Below are 14,629 nucleotides of genomic sequence, written 5' to 3' on the forward strand. Positions count from 1 at the left end.
GCTTGAGGCGTGTTGTCGCTCACCGATGACATTGCAGCGCGATTTGAAGCGGGCGCGGATAGTCCTGTTAGCGGCGGACGGGCGCAGCACCCGGTCGATCGCCAAGGAAGTTGGGGTCCAGCCGCGGATTGTCAGCGTTTGGCGGCATCGCTATGCCGACCAAGGCCTTGAAGGGCTGCAAGACAAGCCGCGGCCCGGCAAGCAGCCGATCTATACGAAGACGACCGACAAGCGGATTCTGAAGCTGCTGGATAAGCCGCCCCCGCAAGGGTTTGCGCGCTGGACCGGCCCTCTGCTGGCCGAGGCGCTAGGCGATGTTGACGTCCAATATGTCTGGCGGTTCCTGCGCAGCCACAAGATTGACCTCGCGGCTCGCAAGTCCTGGTGTGAGAGCAACGACCCGAACTTTACGGCCAAAGCCGCCGATGTCGTTGGCCTTTACGTCGCCCCGCCGGCGAAGGCTATTGTGCTCTGCGTGGACGAGAAGCCCTCGATCCAGGCTTTGGAGCGAGCGCAGGGCTATCTGAAGTTGCCCAATGGCCGCGCCTTGACCGGCCAGAGCCACGATTACAAGCGGCATGGCACCACGACATTGTTTGCAGCGCTCGAAGTCGCCACCGGAAAGATCATCGCTACGCATTCAAAACGCCGTCGCCGTGTCGAGTTTCTCGATTTCATGAACAGCCTCACCGCGGCCTTTCCGGGCCGAAAGCTTCACGTCATCCTCGACAACCTCAACACCCACAAGAAGAATGAGAGCTGGCTCAAGGCCCATCCCAATGTGCAATTCCATTTCACACCGACGAGTGCGTCCTGGCTCAACCAGATCGAGGTATGGTTCTCAATCCTGCAGGGGCAGTCGCTCAGCGGCACCTCCTTCACAAGCCTCAAGCAGCTTCAGGAACACATCGATGCCTACGTCAACGCCTACAACGACAAAGCCGAGCCCTTCGTCTGGACCAAGAAAAAGATCCGTCAACGCCGTTTCAAGGGCCGCCGTATCAATCAACTCTGATTCCGGGTACTAGAGCCGCGGCGCGATGGGCTTCGGCGGCAAGTCGCCTCGCTCGCCATGACGTAGACGAGACGGCTGGCTACAGCAGGAACGACAGCGCCGTCTCGCATTGGTCCTCGACCTTGAGCGCGAGCAGCTCGTCGGCGCGGGTCCGGCCGAGGTTGACTGCGGCAATCGGCAGTCCGCGCTGCTCCGCCATGCGCACGAAGCGAAAGCCGGAATAGACCATCAGCGAGGAGCCGACGACAAGCACGGCGTCGGCCTGTTCGAGATGGACCTGTGCTGATGCCACGACATCGCGCGACACATTCTCGCCGAAGAACACCACGTCGGGCTTGAGGACGCCGCCGCAGGCCTCGCATCCGGGCACGACGAACGACGAAAAATCGTCGTGATCGAGATCGGCGTCGCCGTCGGGCGCGTCAGCGGCATCAAACTCCAGCCACGCCGGATTGAGCTGCGCCAGCTCGCCCTGAAATTGCTCGCGCGGCGTCGTTGCGGCGCAGCCGAGGCAGCGCACCACGTCGAGACGTCCGTGCAGGTCGATTACGCGCCGGCTGCCGGCGGCCTGATGCAACCGGTCGACATTCTGGGTCAGCAGCAACTCGCATCGGCCTTGCTCTTCCAGCTTTGCCAACGCGCGATGCGCACCGTTCGGCGCAGCGCGGCCGAACCGCCGCCAGCCGACCATGCTGCGCGCCCAATAGCGCTGCCGCGTGCCGGCCTCGCCGAGGAAGGCCTGGATCGTGACCGGCCGCGTTCGTTTCCAGTTGCCGTTGCTGTCGCGATAGTCGGGAATGCCGGAATTGGTGCTGCAGCCCGCCCCGGTCAGGACAAACAGGCGCTGATGGCCGGCGACGAAATCCTCGAGGGCACTATTTTGCATGACGCCTATCTAGTGCGGCCTGCGCCGGCTGCAAGAACGGCCGCGGTACCGGTCAACCGGCGAGGGGCGTCGCAAGAATGGCTGTAAGCTTCACTGCGTCGGCAGGACAAATACCTGTCCGGGATAGATCAGGTTGGGATTACGGATTTGCTGCTTGTTCGCTCGATAAATCAGCGCGTAACGCTGGCCTGCGCCGAGTGTGCGGTGGCTGATCCGCCACAGACTGTCGCCGCGCGAGACCGTGGTGGTGCCGATCCTCGGCCCGACCACGGCAGACGGTGAGCCCACATCCGGCACAATGGCGGCGTTCGCAGCCGCGAGTTGTGGCGCGATCCCCCCGATGGTCATCCTGCCGGCCGCCGCCGCGGATCGCGCGAGCGCCTTGATCTGCCTGTCCGGCGTCATCCGCGCCACCATCGGCCCATCCTTCGCCGTCGGCGCGATCGCCACCGCCACGCGTTGCGTCGAGGTCACGTCCTTGCCGTCTCGCCGGATACGCAGGGTGAGGTCGTGGTTTCCCGGCGGAAGCGGACGCGGGACCATGACGAACTGTCCGGATTTGTCCGCCACCGCCTGATCGTGCACCTCGCCGTTGCGGAGCAGTTCTACCGTAGCGCCCGGCGTGGTGTGGCCCGCGACGACGGCCTCGCCCGTTGGCTCGACGTTGACGACATCGAACTCCGGCACGCCGGCAGGCGTTGCGGATGGCTCTGCCAATGCGTTGGCCAGCGCGGCGGTTTCGGCTTGCGCCTTGGTCAGGGTGGTTGTGTCCCGATCTGGCGCCGAGGCCACCGATGCCGACGCCATGCGTTGAGCGCCGATCAGCGGCATTTGCCCGGTTTGGCGCATACCGAAAATGAGCGCCGCGATGCCGCCGGCGACAAGCGCCGTCAACGGTACGATTAGTCTCGCTGTGGCACTCATGATCGTGCCCCGCATGGGCTTATCCGCGCGTTTGCGCGCAACGATGGTGGTCCAGGAGACTGCTCCGATTTGTTTCGGCGACCAAGTCGACTGAAGGGGTACCCCGGTCGGTCAGCTGGACCGGCCCAACGTCATTGCCACTGCACCATGGTGACGGTGAGCGCCACCGCGCCGACCAGCACGAGGCTGATCGCCCACACCGTCTCCAGATTGAACCAGCTCCGCGCGACATACCTCACGCCCAGATAGCGATAGACCAGCCAGGCCACGGATCCGCCGGCGGCGAGCATGGCGGCGGTGTGGGCGAGCGCGACCAGTAGCGCCATCGCAAGATTCTGGTGGATCACGCGTGCCGCCGCCTCGTGGCCCGTCTCCGCGGCCCCCGCCGCGCAGAGGCCAAGATAGATTGGCAACAGCATCAAGCCGGCGCCGTGCGCAATTGCAACAGCGAACGACCAGAGTGTCAGTTTCGTCGGAGGTATGCGCGCCAACGCGCGCGGATGACGGCGATTGACGAGGCGCATGACGCCGAAGCCGATGACGATGATCGCAGCCGCGGCCTGAAGTTGTCGCTGCCATTCCACCAGCGTGATCAGCAGCGCAAACGGCAGCAGTATGATCAGCATCGCCAACAGATGACCGGCCGACAACGGCAGCAGTGCGCCGGCCAGTGCCCGTGGAGACTTTTCCATCAGGCCGGCGGAGACCGCGAGCGGCCAGCCCATGCCCGGATTGATTCCATGATAGAGGCCGCTCGCGATGATGGCGAGCCACAGCCAGACGGCTGTCGCGCTCGCGTCGCTCAATTCCAGACCGACGGGTAGCAGAACGAATCGGTCGAACAGTCGCCGCCTTCGAGGCGGATTTGATGCGGGCGATAGCCGTCGGGGAAGCTGACGAAGTAGTCGCCGGCGAGTTCCAGCCCGCCATCGCTACCCACCTTGGCCATGACTTCCGCACCCGGCATGCCGTCGGGGTAGAACTGGTCGTCCCACGTCGAATAGAGCGAGTTGGTCCAGTACACCCGCTTGCCGTCGCGGCTGATCTCGACCATCTGCGGGCCGCCGGCGTACGGCTTGCCGTTCGGGTGCGGCGTGCGTCGGGCGATACCGCCGATATGCACCGAGCCGGCAAGCTTCGGCTTCCTGGGATCGCGGACGTCGTATTGGCGCATCTCGCCGGTGCCCCAGCACGAGACGTAGAGGAAGCGGTCGTCCATGGACAGATCGATGTCAGTCACCAGCGGCGGCACTGCGCCGAAGCCCTGGAGCAGCGGCGGGAGCTTTTCCTTCGGTGCCGGCTCCGGCGGAATCGTCGCCGTCTTCTCGGCATGGAATTTTCCGCCCTCGCGCCACCAGGTCCAGATCGAAGCTTCGAGGTTGGTGGTGTCGACGACGACGCCGACAAAGCCGTATTCGCGGACCGGATCGTGTGCGGGCCTGACCTCGAGCGCCATCTGGTGGTTGGCGCCGAGGTCGATAGTCTGGACGTTGCGCCGGGCGCGCAGGTCCCAGAAATGCAGCCGGTGGCCGTATTTGTTCGCCAGCAGGTCTTCGGCAACGATGCCGTTTTCGAACTGCGGTGGCAGCGCCCATTCGCTCGTCACCATGTAGTCGCGCGGCAGATTCCACCAGAAGTCATAGTGCAGGGTCTGTGGCCCGCGATCGATCTCCCAACGGCCGAGCACGTCGAAGGTCTCGCAGTCCATGATGAAGACGCCGGGAGGACCCTGCGTGCCGTCCTTGCCGCCGCCGCCAAGCGTCGAGACGTAGATGCCTTCCGGCCCGCAATGGATGGTGTGCGGCCGCGAGTAGCCGGTCTTCTTGAACACCTCTTCCGGCTCGATGATTTTGTGGATTTTCGCCTCCAGCGGCGAAGGCTTGGTGTCGACGACGTAAATGCGCGATGACCGGATGCCGGGGATGACGAGAAAGCGCCGCTCGATGAAGGCGTGTCCGGCCAGTGGAGACAGGGCGGACGAGCAAGCGTTCCAGCCGAAATGATGGAATTCATCGCCCTTGTTCGGCATCGTCACGGTATGGACGATCTGGCTGTAGGTCTTGGAACCCGGCTTGACGTCGATCACTGCGAGCGCGTCGGGCTTTGAGAAGTCCGGACTGAGCAGGAGCGTGTAGGCAAAGTTCTCCGCCGGCGCCTCCATCGCAAGCCTGGGCGAGGCGTAAAACGTGGAGTCAGGTCTCATCGTCATGACATCCTCCCGGTATGTTGGCTTGTCGCCAACGGCTCGGGCCGATCGGAGCATAGGGACGATCTGATGTGCTCGGGGTCGGATCTCCGCGGGCGAAGTTGGCGGTTGGCAGCTTACGGCATCGGCTCGGCGCGCGAAACTGGTTCGCATCCTCTTGACGCGGCCAGGTTCCCGAGTCGCAGCCGGCCGGCGCCAAGGCCGGCGCACCTTACCGCTGTCGGGCGAGCCGCTTCGGCAGACGACTATTGCGCGTAGCGGACCGCGTTCGGGATGCTCCTGACGGCTGCAATCGTTGTTCGCGGGAATGAACATGATGCGGATCGGTGCGGCAATCAGAACGTGCATGTTTATTCACACGCGCGGAAAGCCCATTGAAACCGAGTCGCTCTCAGTACGAACGCCCACGGCAGAATCGGCAGCAACGAAAAAAAATTTTGCGGGTCGTGGCCGTATCGCTTCGCATTTGCAGTTCTGTCATGGAACGGTCCATCCAATTGATCGGTCAGCAGGTTTGAACGTCCTCTAGGTGTTCCGCGTCGAAGTGCCGCAAATTTCTGTCATTCGCGTGTAAGAAACCTGCCAGAATCCGGCAACAACGCGCGGCTAGCTTCGCGCCACCAAACAAACACATGTCGACGACCACGGTCGCCACGAGTGGACTGAAGCCATCCCTGGCGTCAGCGCACTTTCGCGCGCCCGGCGGCAACGTATTGGCAGGGGTGGCGTGTCGCGACGATTTTCGACCATTTTCTGTGGGATCGTCGCTGCCTGCCTCGGGCTAGCCGCGAGCGGTATGACGGCCTGGCTCGGCGCAACAGCCCTGCAAGATCCGCCCCGCGTGCAACAGGACGTATGCGCTCGACCCGAGCCCGGAAGCGCTGTCGCTGAACCGACGGAATTGCGCAGCCGCGACGGCGTGCTCGAGACCGATCTCAGCGTTCACGACGAGAAGCTGCCGGACGGGACGAGCCGCTACTGCTACCTGACGTCGGATGGGAAGCCGTCGCCGACCTTGCGCGTGAAGCCGGGCGATCAGCTCGTCATCCATTTCAAGAACGATCTCGTCGACCTCGATGCTGCAACCCCTGCAATCGACCGGGCGCTCGCCGGTGCGCCGATCTGCACGGCAAAGAAGCCGGTCGACCCCTGCGAGAGCGGCGCGATGACGCCGGTGTCGACCAATCTGCACTTCCACGGGCTGACGGTGCCGCCGGTCTGCCACCAGGACGATGTGCTGAAGACCTCGATCCAGCCCGACGACAAGCCGTTCGAATATCGTGTGCGTATCCCTGATGACGCTGCGCCCGGCCTCTATTGGTATCACCCACATCTTCACGGCTTCAGCAAGACACAGGTGCTCGGCGGTGCCTCCGGTGCCCTGATCGTCGAAGGCATCGAACGCGCCGATCCGTCGCTCGCCGGACTACCCGAACGCGTGCTCGTGATCCGTGACCAGGATCTCGTCAATCCCGACGCCCAGCCGTCGAAATCCGAGCCGGTGATGTCGAAGAGCCAGCTCGACAATGACGGCGACGTTGCCAACTCCGGCACCGGATTCGGCAAGCCCTCGAAAGACCTGTCCGTCAATTTCGTGCCGGTGCCATTTCCGAACTATCCGCCGGCGACGCTGCAGATGAAGCCGGGCGAACGGCAGCTCTGGCGCGTGCTGAACGCCTCCGCGATCACCTACCTCAACCTGGCCTTGCTGGTCGGCCGCGCACCGCAGCGGGTCGGGGTTGTCGGCATCGATGGTGTGCCCTTGCGGTTCGACGGTAGTCCGTCGCCGGCCGTGCAATGGGTCAATCATATCGGCCTGCCGCCTGGCTCCCGCGCCGAATTCATCGTCGAGGGCCCACCGGCCGGAGTGCCCGGCTTGTTGGTGACGCGCGCCGTCGACACGGGCCCCGCGGGCGAGAACGATCCCAACCGGGCGCTGATGGCCATCACATCCACAGCGGATGCAAGCGAGCCGCAGGCGGTGCTGCCTGCGCGCGTTGAGCCGCTGCCGCCGCCGGAGCGGCCGTGGGTTGGAAACGTCGCACCGGTCCGCGTCAGGAAACTGTTCTTCTCAGAGCAGCCGCAGGATCCGAACGACCCCAACAGTCCCACCAAATTCTTCATGACCATCGACGGGAACGAGCCAAAGCCGTTCGATCCGAACTCGGACGTTCCCGACATTGTCGCAACGCAAGGCGATGTCGAGGACTGGATCATCGAGAACCGCTCGATGGAGCTGCATGATTTCCATATCCATCAGCTTCACTTCCAACTGCTCGACTGGTCCGGCATCGCGGTCAACGAGCCGTTCCTGCGCGATACCGTCAACGTTCCCTACTACAGCGTCCGGATGCTGAAATATCCCAGCGTGCGTCTGCGCATGGATTTTCGCGATCCCAACGTCGTCGGCACCTTCGTCTATCACTGCCACGTGCTCGAGCATGAGGACGGCGGAATGATGGGACGGATCAAGGTCGTGCCGAGGAATACTGCGACTTCTACTGTGCCGCCTACCCAACCGACCAAAGGAGAGCTTTGATGCACGACAAGCATAAATCACGCTGGCTGCAAGGTTGCCGCCTGACTCTCAGCGCGCTGGCGCTGGGGCAATTCACTGCCGGCCCTGTCCTTGCCCAGGACGCCCAGAACTGGGAGCATCATGGTGGGCACGAGACCAAGACGCCGATCAAGCACGTGATCGTCATCGTCGGTGAGAACCGCAGCTTCGATCACGTGTTCGGCACCTACGTGCCCGAGCGTCACGGCGAGAGCGTGATGAACCTGCTGTCGCAGGGCATCGTCACTCTCGACAGCAACAAGAACGCGGTCCCCGGACCGAACTTCGAAAGGGCGCATCAGCAAGCGGCCACGGATGCCGGTCCGAACGATGCGTTCCTGCTGAGCCCGCCGAAGCAGAACTTCCCGCAGGATCAGTTGCCGGCTCCGCTGGTGGGCGGCCCGAAGGTCTCCTACATTCCCAACCAGTGCGGCAGCTCGCCGATCACGACCTGCGAAGCGTCTCTCGCGCTGGCGCAGCAATCCGAATCCGGTCTGCCGTCGGAGTACTACCAGTATCTTCTGACCGGCGGCACCGGCCAGACCTCGAAGACCCCCGACCAGCGCATCACCAACGTCAGTGCGCTCAAGGCCGGTCCGTTCCAGCTCACCAACGGCGACGCGATGCCGTACGATGCCTATGCGGCAAGCCCGGTGCATCGCTTCTATCAGATGTGGCAGCAGATGAACTGCAACACCTCGGCCGCCAGCCGCGACAACCCGTCGGGCTGCAACGGCAACCTGTTTGCCTGGGTCGAAGTGACCGTCGGTGCCGGTACCAACGGCGCGGCGCAGCCCGCCAACTTCTCCACGGAATACTCGCCGACCGCGAAGACCACCGGTGAGGGGTCGACGGCGCTCGGCTTCTACAACGTGCAGAAGGGCGACGTGCCTTACTTCACGAGCCTCGTGAAGCGTTATGCGATGAGCGACAATTTCCACCAGTCCGTCAACGGCGGTACCGGCGCCAACCACATCATGCTCGGTCACGCCGACATGATCTATTTCAGCGACGCCAGTGGTCATCCCATCGCGCCGCCGAATGGTGTGCAGGTGTTCGGCGGTACGCCCGACGCCGGCGTCGTCCACGAGATCGAGAATCCGAACCCGGCGGTGGGCACGAACAACTGGTACATGGAAGACGGCTACGGCGACGGCGGCAACGGTGGCTTCCCGCCGCCCTTCTCGACGAACCCGGTCTCCGGCGGCGGCTCCTACAGCAACTGCTCCGATTCCACGCAGCCCGGTGTCAAGCCGATCCTGGATTATCTGGGCTCGATCCGGATCAAATCGAACTGCGAACCGGGTCACTACTATCTGTTGAACAATTACAATCCTGGCTATTTCGGCAACGGCAACAATGCCTACACCGACACCAATCCGTCCAACACGCCGTTCACGATCCCGCCGTCGACGAGACGGAGCATCGGCGACAGCCTGAACGACAAGAACATCTCGTGGAAGTATTACGGCGACCAGTGGAACAACTACGTCAACGACCCGTACCAGCTGAACTGGGGTGCGGCTGGTCCTAACGCCGACGAATACTGCAACATCTGCAATCCGTTCCAGTACGACACGTCCATCATGTCGCATCCGGAGCAGGTTGCCGCCCACATCCAGGACTCGGTGAACCTGTACTCGGACATCTCCAAGCACAGCCTGCCGGCGGTTTCGATCGTCAAGCCGAGCGGATACACCGACGGCCACCCGTCGTCCTCCAAGCTCAATCTGTTCGAAGGCTTCGTGAAGAAGATCGTCGACCAGGTCGAGGCGTCCGACTACGCCAGGGATACGGCGATCTTCATCACCTTCGACGAAGGTGGTGGCTACTTCGACTCGGGCTATGTGCAGCCGCTCGACTACTTCGGTGACGGCACCCGTATCCCGATGATCGTGGTCTCGCCGTACGTGCGGCACGGCCACATCTCGCATGAATACGCCGATCACGTCTCGATCGTGAAATTCATCGAGCGGAACTGGGGTCTCGAGCCGATCACCCAGCGCAGCCGTGACAACTATCCGAACCCGGTGACCGCGTCGAACAATCCCTACGTTCCGACGAACAGCCCGGCGATCAGCGACATGTTCGACTTCTTCGACTTCGACCATGGTGGCGGTCACGATGGTGACCACGACGGCGATCATGGCGGTGACAACGGTCAAGGCCAGAATAACTGACGACCGTTCCTGACGACACGCGAATCCGCCGGCTGCAAGGCCGGCGGATTTTCGTTGAGCTGCAGTTAGACTTTGGCGCGCGAAGCCGGCGACATGGTCCTCGCGCGTTTAAGGTTCAAGTCTGAACAGCTTCTCTGCATTGCCGTGCGCGATCAGTGCACGGTCGGCAGCAGAAACTGGAATCTGCTCCAGAAACGCGCGGGCCTTGGCCATCGAGGCGTAGGGATAGTCGGCCGAGAACATGATGCGGCTGACGCCGATCTCGAGCAGCAGATCGAGGAACGTCGGCGGAAAATTGAAGCCGGCGAAGGTGTAGTGCAGATTGTCGCGCAGATAGGCGCTGACGGGGCGCTTGAGTCCAGTCAACCGGACCGGCATCACGTCGACTCGTTGCATGAAGAACGGCAGCCCTTCGCCCATGTGGCCGATCACGATCTGAAGCCCGGGGAAACGGTCGAACACGCCGCCCAGCACCATGCGCAGTACATGCACGGCGGTCTCGATGTGCCAGCCGAAGCCGGGGCCGGCCAGCATCTCGGTGACGAGCGGCGCAAAGCCGCCGAACGACGCGTCGATCACCGGCTTGGGCGGTCTCGTCGGATGCAGATAGATCGGTACGCCCAGCGATTCGGCGGCCTCCAGCACCGGCCAAAAGAATTTGTCGTCGAGATAGCGTCCGCGCTGATGGCCGTTGATGACGGCGCCTGCGAACGCCTGCTTGCTGACGCGGCGTTCGAGCTCCTTTGCCGCGTCGTCCGGTGTTGCGATCGGCAGCGCGGCGAAGCCGGACAGTCGCGTCGGATGTCTCGCGATCGCCTCGACCAGCACGTCATTAGTGTCGCGCACCAGCGTCACCGCCTCGGCGGTGTCCAGCTGCTCGACGCCCGGCGCGGTCAGCGAGAGCACCTGCATGTCGATGCCGGCGGCGTCCATCTGGGCGATCCGGCCATCGCCGAGGTCGCACAGGTCGCGCATCAGTTGCTCGGCGCGGCCGCCGACCTGGCGAGCCTGCTCCCTGAGATCGCGGCCAGGGCCATCGAGAAAGGCGGTCGTGGCGAAATGCTCTTCAAGCGTGATGGTGCGCATGGTCCTGATGCTCCGCTATCGCCGATTGTCACCCCTGACTGAGGTTCGTCAGGTTGCCCCGATGCTTCAGGCGAAAGTTGGCGATTTTCCGGGTGCGCCCCTCACGACAGCTCGACTGTGCAAGCCGTTGCACGGCTTCCGCTCAGAACTCCAGCACCGCATTGTCCACCACCTCCTTCATCACGAAGAAGGTGCGGGTTTGCCGCACGCCGGGCAGCGCGATCAGCGCCTCGCCATGGATACGGTTGAAGTCCTCCATGTCGCCGACGCGGATCTTGAGGAAGTAGTCGAAGTCACCGGCGACCAGGTGGCAGTCGAGCACGCACTTCAGCTTCGCCACGGCCTGCTCGAAACTCGCAAAGCTCTCCGGCGTCGAGCGGTCGAGCACGACACCGACCATGACCAGCGTGCCCTTGCCGACCTTGCGCGGCGCGACCATGGCGCGGACGCCGCTCAGATAGCCGTCGTCGAACAGCGCCTGGGTGCGGCGGTGGCAGGTGGCGGGGCTGACGCCGACCTGATCGGCCAGCTCGGCGTTGCTGAGCCGGCCGTTCTTCTGCAGCAATCTCAACATCTTGAGGTCGATGCGGTCGAGCCGCGCAGGCATGAAGGAATCTTTCGTTAGAGATCGATATTGTGAGAGAAAGCATAACGACGGTGGATCAAGATGCAATATTAATAGAAAGCGTCGGGCGAGTTAGGGAGCACCTTTCGCAGCCATAGTGATAGGTGTTGCCGCCGTTTCGAGACATCAACAGGGATGCCCAGCATGCTGGAAAAATTCGCGCGTTACCCGCTCACCTTCGGGCCGACCCATATCGACAAGCTCGATCGTCTCTCCAAGCATCTCGGCGGCAAGGTGGAGCTGTACGCCAAGCGCGAGGACTGCAACTCCGGTCTCGCCTTCGGCGGCAACAAGTTGCGCAAGCTCGAATACATCATTCCCGATGCGATCGCCTCCAATGCCGACACGCTGGTCTCGATCGGCGGCGTGCAGTCGAATCACACCCGCATGGTCGCGGCAGTCGCAGCGAAGATCGGCATGAAGTGCCGGCTGGTGCAGGAGAGCTGGGTGCCGCATGAGGATGCGGTCTATGATCGCGTCGGCAACATCCTGCTCTCGCGGGTGATGGGCGCTGATGTGCGCCTGGTCGACGAAGGCTTCGACATCGGCATCCGCAAGAGCTGGGAGCAGGCGATCGACGAGGTGAAGGCCGCGGGCGGCAAGCCTTATGCGATCCCGGCCGGCGCCTCCGTGCACAAATTCGGCGGGCTCGGCTATGTCGGTTTCGCCGAAGAGGTGCGCGCGCAGGAGCGGCAGCTCGGCGTCAAGTTCGACTACATCGTCGTCTGCACGGTAACCGGCTCGACCCATGCCGGCATGCTGGTCGGCTTCGCGGCGGATGGCCGCGCGCGCAACGTGATCGGCATCGATGGTTCATTCACGCCTGAGCAGACCAAGGCGCAGGTGCTGTCGATCGCGAAAGAGACGGCGAAGCTCGTCGAGCTCGGCCGCGACATTGTCGAAGACGACGTCGTGCTGATCGAGGACTACGCCTATCCCGCCTACGGCGTGCCGTCGGAGGAGACCAAGGAGGCGATCCGCCTCTGCGCCCGGCTCGAGGGCATGATCACCGATCCGGTCTATGAGGGGAAATCGATGCAGGGCATGATCGATCTGGTGCAGAAGGGCTTCTTCCCGGCCGGATCGAAGGTGCTCTACGCCCATCTCGGCGGCGCACCGGCGATCAACGGATACGCCTACACCTTCCGCAACGGCTGAGCTTGCGACGCTCATCAGTCCGGTTGTCTGACTAAGCCGACCTTCCGGACTCGGTAGTCTTACGGACGCATGGCGAGCCACCGTCAGCCTCGTGTAAGGTCCGCGTCAGGTTCACCCGGTACCTTGATTCCGCCGGGCGAGTCGGGAGACCATCACGTGAGGCTGATGAATGCGTTCGGCCGGGCCATTGCTGCCCTGGGCGCCGGCATCATCGCCGTCGGGCACTGGTTCTGGACCTGGAAGGATCATCCCCACCTGCTGCACGGGCGGGTGTGGGAGTTCGAGCTCTATACCGGTATCTTCCTGATCGGCGTCGGCGTCCATGCGCTCGCCTTCTGGTACTGGTTCGATCACCTCAGGCAAACGGATCAGCCGCGTTAGAGCGCTATCGGTTCCGATTTGAACCAGGGCCGACGCTCCAGACTCCTTGACGCGTTTTCGCGAACCGGTGTCCAATTCGCTCGAAAACGCTCTGGCGTCTCGGCCCTGAGCACATGTCTGGGTTGACATATATCGAACATAATAGGAACGTGCCAATGTAACCAGAGGGTGTGGCGATTGCCTCATTCGCGGCGGTGCGGCGCGGTCGCGGGATCGAGGACCTAGGGTGCCCATGACCTGCGGGTGAATCGCTCGCCCCTCCTGTCATCGGTTGCGGGCTGGGGGAGTGGCGTGACATGAGAGTTGCGATCTGGGCGGTCGTTGCGGCCGCGTGGCTGATTGCGTCAGCAACATCGTCGAGCGCCCGAGGGCCCTATGGCTCGATCACAGTCGGAAACTGGCAGGGCGGCGCCTTCACCAATGACAAGGACGGCGTGTTCACCCACTGCTCGGCCGGGACCTCCTATCAGAGCGGCATCTTCTTCATGGTCGCGATTACCGCCAACGGCAGTTGGCGGCTGGGCTTTTTCCACGACAGTTGGCGCCTGACGCCGGGCGAAGCCTTTCCGCTTGCGCTGACCTTCGACGGCCAGCCGGCGTTCAATGTCTACGGCATGCCGTTCGGCGCAAAGCTCGTGAACGTCGAGATGCCGGTGAACTCGGCGCTGATCAACCAGTTTCGCAAGGCGCGCCAGATGACGGCCTTTGCGCAAGGACAGCTGTTTCAGTTCAACCTGAATCAGACTGCGCAGTTGCTGCCCGCGCTGCTCAATTGCGTCGTCTCGGTCAAGAAGAACGGCGTTGCGAGTGCCGGCGAGTTCGCGGTCGCGGCGAAGCCCGTGGCCGCTGCGCCACCGCAGCAGGCAGCATCGATCCCGCCGCAAAAGCAGCCGAGGTCAGGGACCGGGACCGGCTTCGTGGTCAGCAGCAGCGGCCATGTCGTCACCAATCACCATGTCGTCGCCGGCTGCAGCGAGATCACGGGCAATCTGAGCGGTGATGCGCCGGTCAGGCTGCGGCTGGTATCCGATGACGAGATCAACGACCTCGCGCTGCTACAGGCGCCGTCTCCGTTCAAGGATGTCGCAAGCATCAGGCATAACGCGATCCAGGTCGGCAACGGCGTGGTGGCGATCGGTTATCCCTATCACGGATTACTGACGTCCGACTTCACGGTGACGACGGGCATCGTCAGTTCGCTAAGCGGCATCCTCAACGATACCCGTCATCTGCGGATCAGCGCGGCGGTGCAGCCGGGCAACAGCGGCGGACCGCTGTTCGATCTCGGCGGCGCTGTGGTCGGCGTAGTGGCTGCCAAGCTTGACGCTGTCAGGATGGCGCGGGCCACGGGATCGATTCCGGAGAACATCAACTTTGCGATCAAGACCGGCGCGCTGCGTGACTTCCTCGACAATAGCGCTGTGGCATACCGGACCGCTGAGTGGCGCGACGGCACCAAGAAGGAAGCGGCCGAGATCGCCAAGGATGCGCGCGGCTACACGCTGCTGATCACCTGCACGGTGAACGAGCAGAGCGCCGGCAAGCGCGGCGACGCGAAGTAACGAGTTGTGTCGGCAATGGCGGCGTGAAGGCGTCCACGCCGATAGCTCG

At 63.2% G+C, this 14,629-nt stretch carries 12 protein-coding genes; 6 read left to right on the plus strand and 6 right to left on the minus strand.

Going from position 1 to position 14,629, the window contains the following annotated elements; all coding sequences use genetic code 11:
- The coding region (locus AS156_RS35955) for an IS630 family transposase (protein ID WP_082747544.1) at positions 1–1,015 on the plus strand (1,015 nt) is incomplete at its 5' end.
- Between the two features lie 79 nt (positions 1,016–1,094).
- Here the strand turns inward: AS156_RS35955 and AS156_RS35960 are convergent.
- The 4 genes from AS156_RS35960 to AS156_RS35975 form a co-directional block, all read right to left on the minus strand.
- Complete coding sequence (locus AS156_RS35960; RefSeq protein ID WP_066514311.1) at positions 1,095–1,901, minus strand: NAD-dependent protein deacetylase; 807 nt, start codon at positions 1,899–1,901, stop codon at positions 1,095–1,097.
- Between the two features lie 90 nt (positions 1,902–1,991).
- Positions 1,992–2,840: a LysM peptidoglycan-binding domain-containing protein gene (locus AS156_RS35965; protein ID WP_066514314.1), complete on the minus strand. Its 849-nt coding sequence runs from the start codon at positions 2,838–2,840 to the stop codon at positions 1,992–1,994.
- Positions 2,841–2,956: 116 nt separating this feature from the next.
- Complete coding sequence (locus AS156_RS35970) at positions 2,957–3,631, minus strand: hypothetical protein (protein WP_066514317.1); 675 nt, start codon at positions 3,629–3,631, stop codon at positions 2,957–2,959.
- Complete coding sequence (locus AS156_RS35975) at positions 3,628–5,034, minus strand: selenium-binding protein SBP56-related protein (RefSeq protein WP_066514450.1); 1,407 nt, start codon at positions 5,032–5,034, stop codon at positions 3,628–3,630. The genes AS156_RS35970 and AS156_RS35975 overlap by 4 nt, the downstream gene beginning before the upstream one ends.
- A gap of 898 nt (positions 5,035–5,932) precedes the next feature.
- Between AS156_RS35975 and AS156_RS35980 the strand changes: the two genes are divergently transcribed.
- On the plus strand, positions 5,933–7,570 hold the full coding sequence (locus AS156_RS35980) for a multicopper oxidase family protein (RefSeq protein WP_201456167.1): 1,638 nt from the start codon (positions 5,933–5,935) through the stop codon (positions 7,568–7,570).
- Complete coding sequence (locus AS156_RS35985; protein WP_066514320.1) at positions 7,570–9,768, plus strand: alkaline phosphatase family protein; 2,199 nt, start codon at positions 7,570–7,572, stop codon at positions 9,766–9,768. Before AS156_RS35980 ends, AS156_RS35985 begins: the two co-directional genes overlap by 1 nt.
- Before the next feature lie 108 nt (positions 9,769–9,876).
- On the opposite strand, the gene AS156_RS35990 is transcribed toward AS156_RS35985, so the two are convergent.
- Together AS156_RS35990 and AS156_RS35995 are read right to left on the minus strand one after the other, a co-directional pair.
- Positions 9,877–10,854 carry an amidohydrolase family protein gene (locus tag AS156_RS35990; protein WP_066514325.1) on the minus strand — a complete coding sequence of 326 codons (978 nt, stop codon included), beginning with the start codon at positions 10,852–10,854 and terminating at the stop codon, positions 9,877–9,879.
- Between the two features lie 142 nt (positions 10,855–10,996).
- Positions 10,997–11,461 carry an Lrp/AsnC family transcriptional regulator gene (locus tag AS156_RS35995; protein WP_066514327.1) on the minus strand — a complete coding sequence of 155 codons (465 nt, stop codon included), beginning with the start codon at positions 11,459–11,461 and terminating at the stop codon, positions 10,997–10,999.
- Positions 11,462–11,623: 162 nt separating this feature from the next.
- Between AS156_RS35995 and AS156_RS36000 the strand changes: the two genes are divergently transcribed.
- From AS156_RS36000 to AS156_RS36010, 3 genes are all read left to right on the plus strand, one after another.
- On the plus strand, positions 11,624–12,637 hold the full coding sequence (locus AS156_RS36000) for a 1-aminocyclopropane-1-carboxylate deaminase (RefSeq protein ID WP_066514459.1): 1,014 nt from the start codon (positions 11,624–11,626) through the stop codon (positions 12,635–12,637).
- A gap of 165 nt (positions 12,638–12,802) precedes the next feature.
- The gene (locus tag AS156_RS36005) at positions 12,803–13,018 is read left to right on the plus strand and encodes a hypothetical protein (protein ID WP_066514328.1); all 216 of its coding nucleotides are present in this window, start codon (positions 12,803–12,805) and stop codon (positions 13,016–13,018) included.
- Positions 13,019–13,314: 296 nt separating this feature from the next.
- Positions 13,315–14,580 (plus strand): S1C family serine protease, encoded by a 1,266-nt coding sequence (locus AS156_RS36010; RefSeq protein WP_066514330.1) that lies wholly within the window; start codon positions 13,315–13,317, stop codon positions 14,578–14,580.
- The last annotated feature ends 49 nt before the right edge of the window (positions 14,581–14,629 follow it).

It is taken from the genome of Bradyrhizobium macuxiense (assembly GCF_001542415.1).
Lineage (GTDB): Bacteria > Pseudomonadota > Alphaproteobacteria > Rhizobiales > Xanthobacteraceae > Bradyrhizobium > Bradyrhizobium macuxiense.

What these genes read in the sequence shown, in the direction of transcription:
- AS156_RS35960 (WP_066514311.1), bottom strand. Translation starts at nt 1,901, where the DNA reads ATGCAAAATAGTGCCCTCGAGGATTTCGTCGCCGGCCATCAGCGCCTG.
- AS156_RS35965 (WP_066514314.1), bottom strand. Translation starts at nt 2,840, where the DNA reads ATGCGGGGCACGATCATGAGTGCCACAGCGAGACTAATCGTACCGTTG.
- AS156_RS35975 (WP_066514450.1), bottom strand. Translation starts at nt 5,034, where the DNA reads ATGACGATGAGACCTGACTCCACGTTTTACGCCTCGCCCAGGCTTGCG.
- AS156_RS35985 (WP_066514320.1), top strand. Translation starts at nt 7,570, where the DNA reads ATGCACGACAAGCATAAATCACGCTGGCTGCAAGGTTGCCGCCTGACT.
- AS156_RS35990 (WP_066514325.1), bottom strand. Translation starts at nt 10,854, where the DNA reads ATGCGCACCATCACGCTTGAAGAGCATTTCGCCACGACCGCCTTTCTC.
- AS156_RS35995 (WP_066514327.1), bottom strand. Translation starts at nt 11,461, where the DNA reads ATGCCTGCGCGGCTCGACCGCATCGACCTCAAGATGTTGAGATTGCTG.
- AS156_RS36000 (WP_066514459.1), top strand. Translation starts at nt 11,624, where the DNA reads ATGCTGGAAAAATTCGCGCGTTACCCGCTCACCTTCGGGCCGACCCAT.
- AS156_RS36005 (WP_066514328.1), top strand. Translation starts at nt 12,803, where the DNA reads ATGAATGCGTTCGGCCGGGCCATTGCTGCCCTGGGCGCCGGCATCATC.
- AS156_RS36010 (WP_066514330.1), top strand. Translation starts at nt 13,315, where the DNA reads ATGAGAGTTGCGATCTGGGCGGTCGTTGCGGCCGCGTGGCTGATTGCG.